The organism is Peribacillus sp. NPDC097264, from assembly GCF_050277925.1.
Taxonomy (GTDB): domain Bacteria; phylum Bacillota; class Bacilli; order Bacillales; family DSM-1321; genus Peribacillus.
The window spans coordinates 172,028-190,852 of record NZ_JBNNSR010000004.1 but is presented as its reverse complement, the minus strand read 5'-3'; the positions used below and the strand labels follow the sequence as shown (position 1 = coordinate 190,852).

Below are 18,825 nucleotides of genomic sequence, written 5' to 3'. Positions count from 1 at the left end.
CTGACAGGGGAAAAACTTGAACATATGAAGGATATTTCTCCATAAAAAAAAGCAGAAGATAATAAGATATCTTCTGCCATTTGACTAAATCCCCCGTGCCGAGGTCAAATTACTAGTTTACTTTCGTTGCATTGTATGCTGATACCTTGTAACTCGCATCCTCAAATGCCCATTTTAATGAAATTCTTTTAACAGATTTACAGTCCATGGAATTATTTTTCCTGTCTATTATCCAATATGTTAAAAAGTTCTTCCATTTCATTGGTTTTTGAACGGTTCATCAAGAGATCAACAGCCTTCTTCACTTCTTCCCCATTAAATAACACACGATATAGGGCTTCAGTGATTGGCATGTTCACATCATACTTATGAGCTAGCTGATAGGCTGCTTTAGTCGTTCTGACACCTTCAACGACCATACCCATATTTTCTAATACTTCTTCTAGGTTTTGCCCTTTACCAAGCAAATTTCCGGCTCTCCAGTTCCGAGAGTGCACGCTTGTACATGTCACAATCAAATCGCCGATGCCAGCTAAACCTGAAAATGTAAGGGGATTGGCACCCATTGCAACTCCTAGTCGAGAAATTTCCGCCAGTCCACGCGTAATCAAGGCAGCCTTTGCATTATCCCCATAACCCAAACCATCCGTTATTCCGGCAGCCAAAGCTATGATGTTCTTCAAGGCTCCTCCGATTTCAACACCAACCAAATCCGGGTTCGTATAGACACGGAAAGAATGATTGATAAAAAGGTCTTGAACCTTTTCTGCGGCTTTCATATTTTTAGATGATACGGCAACCGTTGTTGGATGGCGCTTACTTACCTCTTCAGCATGGCTTGGCCCAGAAAGGACCACTATATCTTTAAGCCATTCCGGCGAAGAGACTTCTTCAATCATCTCGGAAATACGAAGTAGAGAATCTGGCTCGATACCTTTACTCACATGTACAATCGTTAACGGAATATCGTGAACCGCTTCAATTTGCCCAAGCACTTCACGATAGGCTTTAGTCGGAACAGCCAAAATAACGATTTCAATGCCACTTAAAGCCTTCTCCATGGAGGAATAGCCCTTAATCCCCAATGGCAGCTCAATGCCTGGCAAATATTTATTATTGGTATGTTCTACATTTATTTCATCAATCTGCTTCGGGTTATGTCCCCATAATCTCACTTCATGCTGGTTATCGGCTAACACCATGGCTAGAGCGGTTCCCCAGCTACCGGCACCAATAACAGCGATGCTTTCTTTTTCATTCACCATTGTACATACCGCCTTTCTATTTTCTTTGGCGTCCAAAAATCCGTATCGGCGTTCCTTCGAATCCAAAGGCATCCCGAATACGATTTTCTAAAAATCTCTCATATGAGAAATGCATTAACTCTGGATCATTAACGAATACAACGAAAGTAGGCGGCTTGATTGCCACTTGTGTCGCATAGTAAATTTTCAAACGGTTACCATTATGTGTAGGTGTTGGATTCATGGCCACTGCATCCATAACCACTTCATTCAGGATATTTGTTTGAACGCGTATAGCATGGTTTTCGCTAGCTCGATCAATGACCGGCAACAATGTATGCGTGCGTTTCTTAGTTAGGGCAGATAGATAAATAATCGGAGCGTAATCAAGGAATTGGAAATTATCCCGGATTTTTTCTTCAAATTCCTTCATCGTCTTTTCGTCTTTCTCGATGGCATCCCATTTATTGACCACGATGATAACCGCTCTACCCGCTTCATCAGCATATCCAGCAATTTTCTTGTCCTGTTCGCGGATGCCTTCCTCCGCATTCAGAACGACAAGAACAACATCAGAGCGTTCAATTGCTCTTAAAGCACGAAGAACACTATATTTCTCTGTGCTTTCATACACTTTCCCTTTTTTCCTCATACCTGCCGTATCAATGATGACATACTCTTTGCCATTGAATTTGTACGGTGAATCAATTGCATCACGTGTCGTACCTTCGATATCACTTACGATAACACGTTCTTCCCCCAATAAAGCATTCACTAGGGATGATTTACCGACATTTGGGCGTCCGATCAGACTGAATTTGATTACGTCGTCAGCATAATCCTGGCCACCGTATTTAGGGAAATGTTTAGCGGCTTCATCCAACAGATCACCAAGCCCCAGTCCATGTGAACCTGAAATTGGGAATGGATCGCCAAAACCTAGAGCATAGAAATCATAAATTTGATCTCTCATTTCTGGGTTGTCCACTTTATTGACAGCAAGAACGACTGGCTTTTTCGATCTATAGAGGATTTTAGCAACCTCTTCATCTGCTGGAGTTACACCTTCACGTCCATTCGTCATGAAGATGATAACATCTGCTTCATCAATGGCGATTTCAGCCTGCGAACGAATTTGTTCCAGGAATGGCTCATCACCGATGTCGATTCCACCTGTATCAATGATATTAAAGTCATGAGTTAACCATTCACCTGAACTATAAATCCTGTCTCTTGTTACTCCTGGAACGTCCTCAACGATTGAAACACGTTCTCCCACTATTCTATTAAAGATTGTTGATTTACCAACGTTTGGCCGACCAACTATCGCAATTACCGGTTTTGGCATTGCTATTCACCCTTTCTGCTACTATATCTCTGTCAAAGTCACGAAATTCATGAATGCATTCTTTTAATATTTCATCTGCACTGTGATTTTCATTAATTCCTTTTTAAGGAAAAGGCTGTATGGATCATCATATAAAGGAAACTTCCATCAGTACAAGAAAATACCTATACTGTTGGCAAGTTAAACGTATCAAGTATATACAGGCATGAGTCCGCCTATCCCCTTGTTCCTAAGAGAACATATGGCAAATCCGCTGCTTGCTAAACATGATTAAAAACAGCCAAGAAAAAATGAAGACAGCCAAAAAACACCTTCGGCAACAGCTTCCATTTAATATAATTAGAGCACTTTACGATTTATCTACAGACCTCTAACTATCCTATAGTACCAAATTTCTCACTAATCAACAATGATTGTATGCATAAAAGCCCATTCTCCTACAATATTCCCCGCAAAAACTCCTTATGAAAAGTATTATATTAAACAAATTTTCATCCTATCTATTGGGTAAAGTTCTCCTTCCTTTCCTCCGACAATACCCTTGCTTGTGATGATGCAAAAATATATCCACATAAGACCTCGAGCAATCGCCAAAGAGCATTGGTCGTCAATACCATGACTACATTATCATGCCATGCATAAGATAGCGCCACGTAAGTCATCGAATGGAAATGAAGGAGGCCTGAATACACAAGATCGCCCAGCGTCATTCCTAACAACAGTACCGACATGCGCGATTTCCAGTCTTTAAACAGTAAGAGAATCAAATAATTCAGGAAAATGCAAAGAAGATAGGGCGCCTTGATAAATAGCCAAATGGGATCTAGTAAAGAGAACAACTGAAAACTTGCATAGGCCAGAGTGACAATCAAACTTCCTATAACAAGCTCTATTGTTTTCAAGGGAGATCGCTTTCTTATGTATACACACAGAATAAGAAAAAGATATAGCCCACTAATATGCATAGTAAAGGAGGATACCTCAAGGGTATATCCCACAAGGACCATGATAGCTAACAGATGGAAAAGGAAATCGAATCGATAGGCAACGGTTTTAGGAATAAAAAACATGACACATACCCACACTATCCATGAAACCCAATAAAAAAATATTCCATCCATAATAGCTTCTCCCCTTTTTAAGAAACATTATGGGTTATTTATGGTAAGAATAAACATGGCGATTTTTTTGATAAGTTACTAAATGCATGCCTGACAATAAAGGAGGTGTAATCTCGTGGGCAAAGACCGCCAAGAAAAGAAATTAAGGGAAAGCAAACGTTTGGAATCGGATCGGGACCAGTCCCTCGATAAAAAAGGGGCAACCAAGCTGGAAAGTCCTGAAGATGCAAGAAATAGAAACCATTGACCACTAAAAAAAGAGCACCTCTATTGTCATGATAACAATAGATGGTGCTTCTTTTATTGTCATTTTGCATAGGAAGTGCAGTCTATCCCTCTTTGAGTCAACCAGTGATAGGTATCACCGGAGATCACGACCTTTGCCTTTCTAAGCTCGGAAATATTAATAGCACCAAGTGCCGTCATAATAATCTTAAAATCGTCATGTATGTAATTTATTTCCCTAATTAGCTGCTCTAAACCGCTTTCTTTGTGCACCTTCAAGAAATGGCCAGCTATCCCTATTCCTCTTGCTCCTAAAGCTAAGCTTTTGGCAATCTCTAAAGGATTCTGAATACCGCCTGAACCCACGACTGACAATGCGGGTGAAACATTTACCGCTTCTACTATGGAAGCAGCAGTGGGAATACCCCATTCATTAAAATATCCGAGTATTTTGGAGCGTCTTTCATTTTCAATCCTAGCAAAATTCGTTCCACCGAAACCGCCCACATCTATTATGGAAACTCCAACAGAATGCAATTGCTCTACGGTTTCCTTACTCATGCCAAACCCTACTTCTTTTATTATGAGTGGAACTCCTAAATTTTTATTGATTTCTTCTATCCTAGACAGTATACCTGCAAAATCCCTATCTCCTTCAGGCATGGTCAACTCTTGAATGGCATTGATATGAATCTGGAATGCATCAGCCTCAATCATATCGCTCGCTCGCTTTGCTTGTTCAACAGTGGCTTCACCACCAAGATTTCCAATGAGGATTCCATTAGGATTCTCTTGTCTTACCACTTTATATGAAGCTTCCTGACTTGGATCTTTAATGGCTCCCATTTGTGAACCGACTGCCATTGCCATTCCAGTTTCCCTGGCAGCAATGGCCAGTTCCCTATTGATTTTTTCAGTTTCCAGTCCACCGCCGCCGGTCATGGCATTTATGGAAATTGGCGAACTTAATGTAAGTCCGCCAATTTCCACCGTAATATCCACATTATCCAATGAAATCCCAGGTAAGCTTTGGTGAACAAACGAAACATCTTCAAACCCGGATTTACGTTGCTGGCCTGTTTTCAATGCAATGTTTATATGGTCTAATTTTCGTTGTGCTCTCTCCAAGGCTCTCTCCAATTATTATCTTATTTTAGTTTTTTTAATTGATCGCCAATCATTTCACCAAGCTGGAACCCTTTTGTTTCAGCTGGAATTTCATAATCCGACGAGTAATTAGATTGTGGATCTTCCAGTTCTTTAATGCTTAATGATAACCGTTGATCCGCTTCATTGACGTCCAAAATCTTCACTTTGACCGACTGACCCTCTTGCAGGACTTCCTGCGGTGTTGCTATATGTTTGTGAGATATTTGTGAAATATGGACCAATCCTTCCACTCCGGGAAAGATTTCAACAAAGGCACCGAAGGAAACAAGACGTTTAACTACACCTTCTTGTATCGATCCTTTTGCTGCTTTATCAGCGATATCCACCCATGGTCCAGGAAGGGTATCCTTTATGGATAAAGAAATTCTCTCGTTATCACGGTCAATCGAAAGAACTTTCACCTGTACTTTATCGCCTTCAGTCACGACATCTGACGCTTTATCGACATGTTGGTGAGACAGTTGAGAAATATGAACAAGTCCGTCTACGCCACCAATATCAACAAAAGCTCCGAAATCGGTTATTCTTTGTACAGTTCCCTCAATCACTTGGCCACTTTCAATTCCATCAAGAACACTAGCTTTCTGCTTTTCCTTTTGCTCCTGTACAACTGCCCGATGTGAAAGAATCAAACGGTTCTTATCCTTCTCTAGTTCGACAATCTTGAATGTTAAAGTTCGGTTTTTGTAATCAGAAAAGTCCTCAACAAAGTAGTCTTCTACTAAAGAAGCTGGAACAAAACCACGTACGCCTAGATCTACAACAAGTCCGCCTTTGACAACATCTTTGATTTCTGCTTCAAATACGACTCCATTTTCAAATTTTTCTTCTAGGTCATCCCACGCTTTAAGAGCATCAATTTTACGTTTTGATAGAATAAGAGCTTCTTCTTCCACTTTGATAACTTCAAGCTCTAAGATGTCTCCTTCTGAAACGGCATCAGATGCTTTTTCGACATGCAGGCTTGACAACTCACTGATAGGAATGATTCCACCGGACTTGCTGTTTTCCACATCGACAATGACCTGTTTTTCTTCTACCTTTGAAACGGTTGCTTTAACTTGATCCCCAACATTGTAATTGTTCACTTCTACTTGATTCATATCTTCTGTCATTACTAACTCCTCCTTAACCCATGACTGATCAGCAAATTCATCGGCCATATATTTTATTTAAAGTGATTGGATAAATACACTTTTTATAAAGATAAACCAGCCTCTTTTTAGAGTAAAAAGGTCAAATTACCTTTTTTATTCCTATAAAGGAATATTACCCCTAATTTATAAATTCTAACAAAATCAGTGAATTGTCAAGCGGAAAGGATTATTTATGTTCAGAAATCAATTTTCCGATATGCGCCATAACGATCTTGGTCGCTTCATCAGCTGAAATCCTTTTCTCCCGATATTCTGTAAAGTCAATTGGTGGGCCGTAAACGACCTTTAGAGGGCGCAATAATTTATATGGTCCAATTATCGCACAAGGAATTATCACAGCTTCGGATCGCAATGCGAAAAAACCGGCTCCTGCCAATCCTTCTTGCAATTCACCCGTTTTGCTTCTGGTACCTTCGGGAAATAGCCCAAGTACTTTGCCTTCTTTTAAAAGCTTCAGCCCTTTTCTAAGTGATTCCCGATCGCTATTTCCCCGCTTTACGGGAAAAGCGTTTACCCTAGGTAATATACCCTTTAATATAGGTGCATGAAACAACTCTTCCTTCGCCATGAAGTGAATATCCCTAGGAGACGTCATTCCGACGACGGGCGGGTCCAAATTATCAATGTGATTGGCACAAATCAGCACCCCTCCCTCTTCAGGTATATTTTCCTTCCCTAACGTTTTAACCCTATAAGCAGGCATTAAAACGCCTTTTACGACGTTTTTACCAAAAGTATAAAAATCCAAGGTCATCTTTTCCTTTCTTCTATCAATGACATGATACTTTCTGCCACTTCTTGGATGGATAGCGAAGTCGTGTCAATCTCGACAGCATCCTCTGCCTTTTTCAAAGGGGAAACTTCTCTCTCGGAGTCGAGCTTGTCCCTAGTTGCAATTTCTTCTTTTAAGATCTCAATATCAGAAGGGAATCCTTTTAGTAGATTTTCCTGATGTCTTCGCTGAGCCCTTTCATCCACAGAAGCAATTAGGAATACCTTAACCTCGGCATTCGGCAGTACATGGGTACCTATATCTCTGCCGTCCATGACCACTCCGCCATTTTCACCAAACATTTGCTGCCTTCTAACCATTTCTTCCCGAATGCTTCTGTGCTTTGCCACTTCTGAGACAGACCCAGTCACTTCATTGTTTCTAATTTGAGCGGTAACATCCTCATTATCCACAAACACCAATTGTCCCGCTTCACTCGGTCTTAAAGATATATCGGTATCAATCAACATATTGAATAAAGCGTTCTCATCATTCAGGGCAACCCCGTGATTCAACGCTTTATAAGTTAATGACCGGTACATCGCACCTGTATCTACATATATGTAATTGAACTTTTCTGCAACAATTTTTGCAACCGTACTTTTTCCAGCAGCAGCTGGTCCATCGATTGCAACTGATAATTTTTTTGTCATAAATCCTCCCAAGAATCCTACGATCATGATGATAGTTTACTACCCCTTCATTTTATCACAATTAGCGAGAAAAAGATTAATAAAAGGGCGTGTCAATTGAAAATCACGTCTGTTTAAAACACCTTATCGGTATTTATCCGAGATTCCTTGCTAAAGGCGTGTTCATCTAGAAAAAGGCGGGAATCCCGCGCTTTTATTTTGATGTCCCATTAAAGGTTTCAATAATTTTAGTATAGTTATTTGTATTGACCCCTTCATACTTTGAAAGCTTTGTCAGCTCAAAGATGCGATCTTCCTTACTTAGAAGAAGTTGAAAAAAAAGCAAACAGATTAGTTGGATGATTATCACTTTAATTAAAAGCCTTTCAATTGTTTTCATGAACTGTCCCTTCCAAACTAGGTAATACAATCAGTATGGAAAGAAATCCGACTTCTCATTCACCTCAATTACATATACAGACCTTTTTTCTTCAAGTCCACTTGCTTTTCAAAAATGAACCTCATCAATGTTTGAACCTCATTTCTTGGAGGGTCTATAAATTGAATATGAAGTAACCTATTGCCATGGTCCTTCTCCGTCACCCTTATCACTTTACTTTTCAACCGCAAGTATTGAATTTCCCCTGACTTTAATGTAAGGGCCATCCATAGATATAGTTCTGAGACAGATCCGATATCCACCCCTTTTAAAAGCCTGATTGAAGCCCCACCCGCACTGATGTCCTCGGTCAGGGCTCGGAATGGGGAAAACTCATACTGTATGGGATGCAATGCGATATCCACCGTTACATCAAGACGGACATACTGTCTCCTCTGAATTTTCACAAACGTCTCTACTTCGGGTACCATTAGTTGAATCATCGGGATTTGCCCTTTCACTTTGCCCAATACCTCGGAATCAAAAATATAAACGGCTTGTTCCTCATCCGTAAAGGAAATGTTCAGTTGAGTTCCATCCACTAGAAATACAACTTTTCCCGTCTCGATATTTATGGGGTAGTCTACGTAAACGCAACCAGATTCCATTTCTACGACCATACATTTAAACTTTTCCTTTTGGGAAGAGTATTTTTGCTCTAGCGTCAGCATATCACCTATTTTAAACATTGTGTCTACACGTCCTTCGTTATTCTTAAAAAGGATCACCACTGAAGGAATTAATGAAATTAAACCCTTAATTTATTCCACATAATCCATAAAAAGTTTATTTGTATTATGTCATGGAAATGGAAAAAGGAAAAGTACCTAGGCACTTTTCCCTATATTTATTTTAGATATTAGTGTGGATGTTATATTAGATTAACTTTTCATAAACAGGTTCTGCATTTTTCAATTTTTCTACCTTTTCTTCCCTGCCGTTGTCAGCATTAATGAAAATTCGGTAGGTATCTTCCTTAATCGTTCCAAGAAACTCGTAACAAAGTACCTCTTCACCTATGTCATTTATAATTAATGCCTTTCCCTGCTCCATGATTTTGACGTTCGGATTAATTTTTTCTTTCGCTTCTTTTTCTGTAATTGTGGCGTCACCAATATCCCTAATCTTATTTGCTTTTAAATATTCTTCTGCAGAAAATCCGATGATGGATCCATCGTCCAAAGCCACTTTTACCTTGACCGAGTCTGGGTAAACCCTTATTCCATTGACAGAAGAGACAAAATTAAACAGACCTATGTGACCATATTGCACACTTTCAAACAACTCAAGCGATCTAAAGTCATGTTTCTTAAGAAAAGCGGATGCTTTACCGTAAGCTTGATTTAAATCAATATTCGTTTTTTGCACCTCCCGATTATTGATATACCAGATGGGATAACCACCCTTTTTGGTCATATCCATATTCACCTCGGTATCCTTTTCCTTATCCAGGATACTTATGCTATAAAATCCATAATCAGAGCCTTTTCCGTTTTCTTCAACATTTACTTTTACATTTTCACTTTGATTATTTGAATACGCTCGCGCGGCCGTGACAGCCTCTTTTTTCGTCAATGCTTTCCCGTTTAAATTTTGATAATTTTTGTCCTTCTGCTCTGCAGAGATATATGTTGGATTCATTTCATTCGTTTCACCATATCCTGCGACTTTTTTCTCTACCGTTTTAAACCCATCAATGATTGTATTATCATTATTCTCTTTACCCGTCGCTAGCGCTAACTCGACATCCATCCATCTTAAATTATTTTTAAGTACAAGATATTGCACTTTTCTTAACTCACCTTGAATATCTCCAGCTTGAGTATACAAAGAATTTAAATTCGCGTATTCTTTATCGCTCAGCGGTTGCTTTTCCAAATCACGAACCGCCGTTCGGTAACTGAAGTCTGCGATTTTCGATAAAAGTTCTTCTGTCTTATTAAAAGGAAGTAAGGTCAGTGGCAGCTGCCCAACATCACTCTGTGCCTCAGAAGTGATTCGCCAAACGTCGGTAAGGGCTGGACTTAAAGAATGTTGTGAATTCATGGCGAGCGTACTCCCAATTTTGTCATGTAATAGGTCCACCTGATAGCTTAAATCATGAAAGGCCCGCTGATACGTGTTTTCGGCATTAATTAATACAGCATTTTTTTCTTTATGTTCTTGGTATCCCCAAAAGGCAGTTCCTCCAACGACTAGAACAAGCAGGATAATTACTATATTCCTAACCATAATTCATCACCTCTTTACTTACAGAAAATATGCTTTCCGATTTTTTTAATTTGTGGTCTGGACCAAATCCACTTGCTTGTTGCTGTTTCAGGATTGAAATAATATTCCGCATTACCGCTTGGGTCCCAACCGTTAATCGCATCCAAGACCGCTTCTTTCGCCCTTTCGTTCGGAGTCAACCAAATTTGCCCATCCGCAACTGCCGTGAACGCACGAGGCTCAAAAATCACGCCTGAAACGGTATTTGGGAACGAAGCGCTCTCCACCCTATTGAGGATCACTGCGGCCACTGCAACCTGCCCTGTATATGGTTCGCCTCTGGATTCCCCATATACGGCATTTGCCATCAGTTGGATATCATTCTGTGAATATCCTCCTGGAAGGTTCGCAGATGTAGCGGTACCTGTAGACTTATTATCCGATGTAGAGTCATTCGCCTTACTTGTTGAGGCATTCTCTTTATCTTTAACTTTTACTTGCTTATCAATGTCGACTCCCCCGTAATAGGTAAACTCATTTCCTTTATTGATCTGGTCATGGACAAATTCCTTATTGAAATTAGATGCATCTGAAAGTTTCTTTTTTGTCGTTGACCCTGCAAGACCGTCGATCGGCAGGCCGAAGTCTTCTTGGAAATTACGTAGTGCCCAATAAGTTCCCCAGCCATATGCCCCATCGATTTTCCCTTGATAATAACCAATGTTTTGTAAGCGTGCCTGTAATTCAATTACATCATCGCCAACAGCGCCCCTTTGAATAACTTGACTCGAAAAGGCATTTGTTCTTGTTTCCGGGAAAATTCCGAAACAAATCGTTATGCATGAAAGTAGCAAGAGCCACTTCCACGTTGACGAAATTCCTTTCATCAAAAACACTCCTCTTTACTTGAATTAACGTTATTCTATTTTCTTCTTAACCCGCGCTTTTATTCCAAGGCAATAAAAAACGGAGTGGGCAAATTATGCCAACACTCCGAAATAAGAAATAATATTATTTACTTAGATAATGATTTTGAGAAATCTTTTCTGCATGAAACTTTGACAATAAACGGGCTTTTTTCACTTTTTTCATTCCCAGCCACCATAGGTAAATCATAAAGGGCATGATTAAATGTACCCAGAACTTCTGGGAAATTAAAATATAATCATAGATGCCATGTAACAAAATCGGGATAATCAATGCCAGGAATACGTACAACCTATTATTATCAGCGGAAAATTTTGCTTTACCCAAATAATACCCCATGATTACGCCGAACAAGGCATGGCTCGATACCGGCAGGATCGCTCTACTGAAAGCATGCTCCACACCATTCGCTAGCAGGTACAAAATGTTTTCCATTGTTGCGAAGCCAAGGGAAACTCCTGCCCCATAAACGATCCCATCATATGGTTCATCAAAGGCAATATGCTGATAAATGACGTAGATAAGTATGAACCACTTAAAAAATTCTTCAAGCAAAGCTGCCCATAAAAATGCATTGGCGAGATTAGTATCTAAAATGTGTTCCGTTTCGAGCACATATTGTATAAACATAATTGGTAGAACAAGGAATACACCGAATAGAAAAGTTTTGATGACCACCGAAATGGGTTCGGTATCATATTGATCTTTCAAATAAAAGTAGCTGAGTAACGCCAACCCTGGCGCAATAGCCGCTGACAAAATGACCAGCATGGCCGACCTCTTTTCTTTTCCTTAATCGTACCATGGAATGGAGAAAAATAAAATCCTGTAATTAGTCTTCCTGTTTTTTTACTTGGTCAATATTTAAAGTGCTTTCCGTCTATAGCTGCTTCACTCGCCAGAATGATTGCTAATTTAATACGCGCTTTTTTACTGTCATAATCCGCGCCTAGAATCACTCCTCTATGCTTTAAGTCTGCAGCACTACCTACATAGTCATATGCGGGGTATACCTTCCCCTCCTCAGCAGCTGTAGTCATGACGATGGTAACCCCTTTATCGATTGCATCTTGGATGGCAGGCACCATGTGCGGGGTTACTTGACCTCTACCAACCCCCTCAAGTACGATTCCTTTGGCATCATGTTCGACAGAAGCCTTAATATAAATACCATCGGCGCCGGTGTGGCATTTGATGATATCAACTCTCGGTATATTACGTTGAATCTCAAAACTCTCCCTGTATAATGGTTTTTGATAGATGCTAACGACTTCGTTATCAATAATCCCCAAGTACCCATACCCATAGGATTCGAATCCTTGTAAATTGGAAGCATGTACTTTCTTAACATACTTTGCCGAATATATCCTTTCGTTAAAAACTACGACTACCCCTACATTTTCAAGAAGAGGGCTCGCAGCAGTTAAGATAGAGTTTCTTAAATTGGAATACACATCTGTTCCAACTTCTTGCGGAGACCGTTGCGAACCTGTCACCACAATCGGGCGATTGTCATTAATTGTGAGATCCAAGAAGAAAGCCGTTTCCTCTAATGTATCCGTACCATGGGTCACAACTATTCCAGCCACATCCGGATCTTTCAATTCTTCTTGAATTGCTTGTTTAAGTTCATCCATTCTATTTAAATCCATGGACATGCTCGGTATTTGAAAAAGATCAACCAGTTTAACTTCAATTTCCTTTGGTAGCTCGCAAAGGGATGCCAACTCTTTTCCACTCAAAGCGCCTGATGATAACATGCCGCCCGTGGTTTCTTTACTTGCAATCGTTCCACCTGTCGTGATTAATGATATTTTCTGCATTGTTACCCAGCTCCTTATTTACATATCCTTTGAAGCTAAATGTTGAGCAATTAATCCGCCGTGGAACCTGCCATTTTCAATGAAAATTTCATTGGCATTATTTCCTGCTGCCAGGACACCCGCGATATAAAGGCCTTCAACATTTGTCTCCATCGTCTTCTCATCATAAGTAGGTCTTCCTGTTTCTTGATCAATCGAAATGCCCATTGCTGCTAAAAATGAATGATCGGGGTGGTAACCCGTCATGGCAAATACAAAATCGTTTTTAATTACCTTATGCACGTCACCAACATGATAAGCCACACTATCTTCAGTGATCTTATCTACAGTGGCGTTAAATTCCATCACGACTTTACCATTACGGACCAATGACTCGAACTCAGGAAGAATCCATGGTTTAATACTTGTAGAAAATTCGGATCCTCTATAAAGGACTGTAACCCTTGCCCCGGCCTTGACCAATTCCAGTGCTGCATCCACACTTGAGTTTTTACCACCAATGACAGTAACGTCACAGTTAAAGTAAGGATGTCCCTCCTTGAAATAATGGAACACTTTAGGAAGCTCTTCGCCCGGAATGCACATATAATTAGGATGATCATAATAACCTGTAGCTACGATGACACGTGACGCCGTATAATTACCTTTAGATGTTTTAACGAAAAAGCGTCCGTCATCCTGTTTTCTCACTTCTTCAACCTTCTCGAACTTATGTACCCGTAATTCTTTTCTCCTGACAACTTCCCTATAGTAGGCCAGTGCCTGATTTCGCACGGGTTTCCGATTTTCGGTAATGAATGCCGTATCCCCTATTTCTAACTTTTCACTGGAACTGAAAAAGGTCTGATGGGTAGGATATCGATAAATGGAATCGACTACGTTTCCTTTTTCTATAACAAGGGCCTGAATTCCCTCTTCTTTTAGAGCAATAGCAGCTGACAGTCCACATGGGCCCCCACCGATTATAATTACTTCTTCTTCATTCATTTTACACGCACTGCCTTTCCAACAATAATATTAAGTTATATTCTTCTCCTATTAAAAAATCCTATCATTAAATGATAGGATTTTTTACATATCTTTTCAATGATAATGCTCGTACGCTCTAGCAATACAAGTTAATCATACATCATTAAATTATTAAATCCATCCACGGAAGCGAGATGCTTCTGCCATTTTCCTAACACCGACCATATATGCTGCCAATCGCATGTCAACACGTCTGGATTGGGAAAGATCATAAATGTTATTGAATGATTTCACTAGTATTTTTTCGAGCTTTTCGTCAACTTCTTCTTCAGACCAATAATATCCCTGATTGTTTTGGACCCATTCGAAGTAAGATACGGTAACGCCCCCAGCCGAAGCCAAGACATCAGGAACCAATAAGATTCCACGATCCGTTAGAATTTGCGTAGCTTCTATAGTAGTCGGGCCATTGGCTGCTTCAACCACGATGGAAGCTTTAATGTTTGAAGCATTCTCTTCCGTGATTTGGTTTTCAATGGCGGCTGGAACCAAAATATCGCAATCCAATTCTAGAAGTTCTTGATTAGTGATTGTCGTTTTGAACAGTTTTGTAACCGTACCGAAACTGTCTCGACGGTCAAGTAAATAATCAATATCCAAACCATCTGGGTCATGAAGTGCACCATAGGCATCGGATATACCGATCACTTTAGCACCGGCATCATGCATGAATTTCGCTAAGAAACTACCTGCATTCCCAAATCCTTGTATGACGACTCGTGCCCCTTTAATATCAATGCCGCGTTTCTTAGCCGCTTCATTAATGCAGATGGTCACACCTTTAGCTGTTGCAGATTCACGTCCATGAGATCCACCTAGTACAAGAGGTTTACCAGTAATGAAACCAGGCGAGTTGTATTCATCTATACGGCTATATTCGTCCATCATCCACGCCATGATTTGTGAATTAGTAAATACATCTGGTGCAGGAATATCCTTTGTGGGTCCTACGATTTGGCTGATTGCACGGACATAACCCCGGCTAAGTCTCTCCAATTCCCGGAAGGACATATTACGTGGATCACATACAATTCCACCCTTCCCACCACCATAAGGAAGATCAACAATGCCACATTTCAAGCTCATCCAAATGGACAGTGCTTTTACTTCACGTTCCGTCACATTCGGATGAAAACGAATGCCACCTTTTGTAGGACCAACAGAATCATTATGCTGTGCCCTATATCCTGTGAAAATTTTGACGGAACCATCATCCATACGAATTGGCATTTTCACCGTCAATAATCGTAAAGGCTCTTTTAAAAGCTCAAATACTTCTTCAGGATACCCCAGTTTGTCCAGTGCTTTATGTATTACTGTCTGGGTAGACTTTAGCACGTCATGTTTTTCTTCCTCATTCACATGGCTATTCCCTTTTGCCGATTCCATTATAGTACCCCCTATATAATCTAGATCCATTATTATTAGTGATAAGTGCTCTTCAGTGCTAGTATACACCTTCGCAATATTAAAGCAAAGAGTAAAAATGGGAATTTAAAAGTTAGAAATATTCAAAAAATGAAAACGGTAACATTTACGTTTATATACTTGATACTTCCCCTAATCTTAGAGGTTAAACCGAAAAGGAACGAGGTTATCCAGGCAAACCGTTTTCGGCTATATTTGAAGTGTCTGCCCTGTCTCCTCTTTTCTACTAAATGAAATGCGTGATTAAAACATGTATGGCTTCCTTTTCAATTAGGCGGGTTCCGTATTCATTTATGCGGGATAATGTCAGCGTCGAAGCATGGCCATATTCGGCTGCAAGGGAGATGACCGTTTCATAAGTTGCATCCCTAACACCCTCAATCAATAAATAGTATTTTCCTTCATAAAAATAAAGGGCACTATTGAGCATCCCTTGGAGGGTCAGACGATGACACAACTGAATTACATCTTCAAAATCGTGGAAAACATAAAGAATATGGGGAGATTCATCAACTTTAACCTGCAAATCCAGAAATTCTTCTTCCTCAGTAAATAATTCTTCTTCATCCTTCGTTACTATAATGATCAACCCTTGAGCAGGTAGGGAAAATATTTCAATGGCAATCGAACCACTCATTTTAAAACTGAGCTCTTCACAAGCTTCTTCCACCATATCTTGAAACAATTTGTGCACTTTCAAGGAATTCCCTAAGATGTCTTCTTTTGTGATGCCTCTATCAATTAAATCATCGAGGGTCAAAAAAATCTTAATCTTATTGTTCGTTAATCGTTCCAGTTTCATAAAAAAATGCCCCCTGGTTTCCATCTTCATACATCATATGAAGACTTGGTCTCAAGGTGCATATCCATTATTTATGAGGAAAACATTAAAATTTCAACCACTTATTCCAATCCGATTGGAGACCGCCAATGAATACATGCTTGAATTTATTACGGTCATCGTCAGAAAGATGATTCAGCGCTTCTCCCCCAAGACCTATTTTCAGGTCAGGGAACTCCTGCCATAGCTCATCTATCAACTTTAAAGTTCCCGGGAGATTCTCAGAAAGCGAACATGACATAAAGAGGTAAGATGGTTTGATTATATTCAATACAGTAAAGAGGTCTTCATCAGCTATCGATTCACCTAAATAAACCGTTTCATACCCTTTTCTTTTTAAGAAGATTGTGAAAATCAGCAAACCGAATTCATGCTTTTCCCCTGGCGCACAAACGGTTAGTGCTTTTGGCAATAAACCACTTGTCGGGATAGTATGCATAATCGAACTGATTCTAGCTTTGATAATGGATGAAGCAAAATGTTCATGGGCTGAAGTAATTTCACCATTTTCCCATTTATTGCCTATTTGAACCAAGATACCTCCAAGTACTTCAACTACCGTTTGCTCGATACTGTACATACTGAATGCCTGACTAATAATCAGCTGGGCCTTATTTTCATTGAAGCTTAACAGTGCATCAAGGAGTTCATTCGCTAATTTGAGCGTTTGTTCATTATTTTGCTTGGTTTCGTGGACATCTTCCGCTATCCTTTCAGATCCTTCAAGCAACGAAACGGCTTGACTAATCGTGAACCCTTGGTCTGTTTTATTGATTAACCACTTTAGGATTTGCAGATGCTTTTCCGTATACAATCTGTGACCTGAATCATTCCTGATAGGTTCAATAAAGTGATAACGTCTTTCCCACGCCCGTAAAGTACCTGGCTGGATACCTAGCAGTTTAGAAACTGCCTTAATATTATATTTACCTTCTTGCATAAGTTTACAAGGCCTCCAATAACAGAACATCATTGATGAAATTATAGTGGATTAATTCCACTCTGTAAAATTCAAATATGCTCATTGAGTTAACGGCCTAATAGATTTTCTCCAAAACCTCTCCATATTCTGTAGATTTCCCTTTTTTCAATGTGAACAGATGGGTTTCCGGCTTTGCCTCAAGCCTTAATGGCACAGTACTTGTCCCATATCCATTACTAGTTATGTACATGCATTCCATTTCGTTCCTTATGCCTCCCAAACGATATGGGCCAAATCCAAATATGCGTATCTGCCCACCATGGGTATGCCCCGAAAGAACGAGACTGATACGATTTTCTGACTTTAGTTGTTCTTTAACAAGTGGATTGTGACTGATCAAAATCCGAAAATGCTCATCCCCGCAGTCCGAAAGAGCAAGGTCGAGTCTGTCTCTTTCAACGGAAATATCATCTATGCCTAAGAGAGCAACCTTTTCTCCTGATTCCGACTCAAAAGAAACGGAAGTGTTATCCAATATCTTGACCCCGAGATTCAGAAGTGAGGCATCCAATTCATGAAAGTCTCCTTCGTAATCATTATTCCCCCATACAAAATATATAGGTCCAATCTCTTTCAGTTTCAAGATATTTTTTTCTACCCGCTCTAAGGGGACTCCACTTTCCCTGATATCCCCTCCAATAATGACTAAATCCGCTTTACCAACGACATCTTCGATTAAACGATCCGATATAATTCTCCGATGTAGATCGGAAATAAAAAAAATCCGAATTTCCCCAAATCCTTCCGGAAAGTTGCTGAAATATAAATCCTGGATAAGTAGCCTATCTTGTTTAGCTGTACGCCACATGTAAAAAACCATCACACATATAAGCAGTAGCAAACCCAAAAACACATAAACCAAAAACATCTTTCATTAAACCTTCTTTCTTTTCAATTACCGAAATCCTTCCGAAACTTACTCATAAAACCATAATACCCGCTATTCAATATTCCTAACTAGGAGTTTATTTATTTTCATGAAATAAGTTAATATCATAGTTCTTCTTCATCATGTCAAATACCTTGTGCCGATTTTTCCATTCATCCTCTTTTTCCCACAACTGTTTGCTTTTGTTGATAATTTCACATCGAAGCAATTGAAATTCCTTTTCTGCTTTATCCATTTTCTTTTTGATCATCATCATATAACCATAGATTCCGGTCGTCGCAGCCAAAAATAAAAAATGGCTAAAATGGTCAACAAAGACACTGAACATCTTAAAGAACGAATAGGAATAAGGAACAACTATATATAAATAAAGATATATCAAGAAAAGAGCAGCGATAATCATTGTTGCCCATAAACTATGAAGATGCTTCTTTTTGAGCGTCTCGAATTTTTTTTTGCGGACCACAACATTCTGTAACATTTGTTTTGCCGCCTGATCGGTTTTATCATCCAATAAAATGATTGCCGGTTCCATTTATCTTCCCCCTCTTTCCTAATCCTTCAAATCATGATATGAGGTTGTCTTG

20 protein-coding genes are annotated in these 18,825 nt (G+C 39.7%); 1 reads left to right on the top strand and 19 read right to left on the bottom strand.

Features of this window, described 5'->3' with window-relative positions; genetic code table 11:
- Positions 1-212: 212 nt before the first annotated feature.
- The 3 genes from ACQKL0_RS08015 to ACQKL0_RS08005 form a co-directional block, all read right to left on the bottom strand.
- Positions 213-1,265 (bottom strand): NAD(P)H-dependent glycerol-3-phosphate dehydrogenase, encoded by a 1,053-nt coding sequence (locus ACQKL0_RS08015; RefSeq protein ID WP_402869184.1) that lies wholly within the window; start codon positions 1,263-1,265, stop codon positions 213-215.
- Positions 1,266-1,281: 16 nt separating this feature from the next.
- Entirely contained in the window at positions 1,282-2,592 is a 1,311-nt protein-coding gene (gene der, locus ACQKL0_RS08010; RefSeq protein WP_402869186.1) for a ribosome biogenesis GTPase Der, read from the bottom strand.
- A gap of 500 nt (positions 2,593-3,092) precedes the next feature.
- Positions 3,093-3,713 (bottom strand): YphA family membrane protein, encoded by a 621-nt coding sequence (locus ACQKL0_RS08005; protein ID WP_427650631.1) that lies wholly within the window; start codon positions 3,711-3,713, stop codon positions 3,093-3,095.
- Between the two features lie 115 nt (positions 3,714-3,828).
- On the opposite strand from ACQKL0_RS08005, the gene ACQKL0_RS08000 reads away from it, so the two are divergent.
- Positions 3,829-3,960 carry a YpzI family protein gene (locus tag ACQKL0_RS08000; RefSeq protein WP_402869190.1) on the top strand — a complete coding sequence of 44 codons (132 nt, stop codon included), beginning with the start codon at positions 3,829-3,831 and terminating at the stop codon, positions 3,958-3,960.
- Between the two features lie 59 nt (positions 3,961-4,019).
- Here the strand turns inward: ACQKL0_RS08000 and fni are convergent, their stop codons facing one another.
- From fni to ACQKL0_RS07920, 16 genes are all read right to left on the bottom strand, one after another.
- Positions 4,020-5,066, bottom strand: coding sequence for a type 2 isopentenyl-diphosphate Delta-isomerase (fni, locus tag ACQKL0_RS07995; protein ID WP_427686905.1), 1,047 nt, complete (start codon positions 5,064-5,066; stop codon positions 4,020-4,022).
- Positions 5,067-5,086: 20 nt separating this feature from the next.
- The gene (gene rpsA / locus ACQKL0_RS07990; protein WP_402869194.1) at positions 5,087-6,223 is read right to left on the bottom strand and encodes a 30S ribosomal protein S1; all 1,137 of its coding nucleotides are present in this window, start codon (positions 6,221-6,223) and stop codon (positions 5,087-5,089) included.
- A gap of 208 nt (positions 6,224-6,431) precedes the next feature.
- Entirely contained in the window at positions 6,432-7,019 is a 588-nt protein-coding gene (locus ACQKL0_RS07985; protein ID WP_402956676.1) for a lysophospholipid acyltransferase family protein, read from the bottom strand.
- Positions 7,016-7,690: a (d)CMP kinase gene (cmk, locus tag ACQKL0_RS07980; RefSeq protein ID WP_402869198.1), complete on the bottom strand. Its 675-nt coding sequence runs from the start codon at positions 7,688-7,690 to the stop codon at positions 7,016-7,018. Before cmk ends, ACQKL0_RS07985 begins: the two co-directional genes overlap by 4 nt.
- A 193-nt stretch (positions 7,691-7,883) precedes the next feature.
- Positions 7,884-8,069 carry a YpfB family protein gene (locus ACQKL0_RS07975; RefSeq protein WP_402869200.1) on the bottom strand — a complete coding sequence of 62 codons (186 nt, stop codon included), beginning with the start codon at positions 8,067-8,069 and terminating at the stop codon, positions 7,884-7,886.
- Positions 8,070-8,137: 68 nt separating this feature from the next.
- A complete protein-coding gene (locus ACQKL0_RS07970) occupies positions 8,138-8,797 on the bottom strand; it encodes a flagellar brake protein (protein ID WP_402869203.1) in 660 nt (219 codons plus the stop codon).
- 187 nt (positions 8,798-8,984) lie between these two features.
- Positions 8,985-10,340: a germination protein YpeB gene (gene ypeB, locus ACQKL0_RS07965; protein ID WP_427686904.1), complete on the bottom strand. Its 1,356-nt coding sequence runs from the start codon at positions 10,338-10,340 to the stop codon at positions 8,985-8,987.
- A 14-nt stretch (positions 10,341-10,354) separates the two neighbouring features.
- A complete protein-coding gene (sleB, locus tag ACQKL0_RS07960) occupies positions 10,355-11,209 on the bottom strand; it encodes a spore cortex-lytic enzyme (protein ID WP_402869207.1) in 855 nt (284 codons plus the stop codon).
- 121 nt (positions 11,210-11,330) lie between these two features.
- Complete coding sequence (gene prsW, locus ACQKL0_RS07955; protein ID WP_427686902.1) at positions 11,331-12,017, bottom strand: glutamic-type intramembrane protease PrsW; 687 nt, start codon at positions 12,015-12,017, stop codon at positions 11,331-11,333.
- Positions 12,018-12,103: 86 nt separating this feature from the next.
- The gene (locus ACQKL0_RS07950; RefSeq protein ID WP_402869211.1) at positions 12,104-13,069 is read right to left on the bottom strand and encodes an asparaginase; all 966 of its coding nucleotides are present in this window, start codon (positions 13,067-13,069) and stop codon (positions 12,104-12,106) included.
- A gap of 18 nt (positions 13,070-13,087) precedes the next feature.
- Positions 13,088-14,056, bottom strand: a complete 969-nt coding sequence (locus ACQKL0_RS07945; RefSeq protein ID WP_427686901.1) for a YpdA family putative bacillithiol disulfide reductase — start codon at positions 14,054-14,056, stop codon at positions 13,088-13,090.
- A gap of 153 nt (positions 14,057-14,209) precedes the next feature.
- Positions 14,210-15,487 (bottom strand): Glu/Leu/Phe/Val family dehydrogenase, encoded by a 1,278-nt coding sequence (locus ACQKL0_RS07940; protein WP_402869216.1) that lies wholly within the window; start codon positions 15,485-15,487, stop codon positions 14,210-14,212.
- 265 nt (positions 15,488-15,752) lie between these two features.
- Positions 15,753-16,328 (bottom strand): genetic competence negative regulator, encoded by a 576-nt coding sequence (locus ACQKL0_RS07935; protein ID WP_402869218.1) that lies wholly within the window; start codon positions 16,326-16,328, stop codon positions 15,753-15,755.
- A gap of 85 nt (positions 16,329-16,413) precedes the next feature.
- Positions 16,414-17,307 carry a MerR family transcriptional regulator gene (locus ACQKL0_RS07930; protein WP_402869220.1) on the bottom strand — a complete coding sequence of 298 codons (894 nt, stop codon included), beginning with the start codon at positions 17,305-17,307 and terminating at the stop codon, positions 16,414-16,416.
- Between the two features lie 97 nt (positions 17,308-17,404).
- Positions 17,405-18,157, bottom strand: coding sequence for a metallophosphoesterase (locus ACQKL0_RS07925; protein WP_427686899.1), 753 nt, complete (start codon positions 18,155-18,157; stop codon positions 17,405-17,407).
- 157 nt (positions 18,158-18,314) lie between these two features.
- Positions 18,315-18,773, bottom strand: a complete 459-nt coding sequence (locus ACQKL0_RS07920) for a DUF2663 family protein (RefSeq protein ID WP_402869222.1) — start codon at positions 18,771-18,773, stop codon at positions 18,315-18,317.
- Positions 18,774-18,825: the final 52 nt, after the last annotated feature.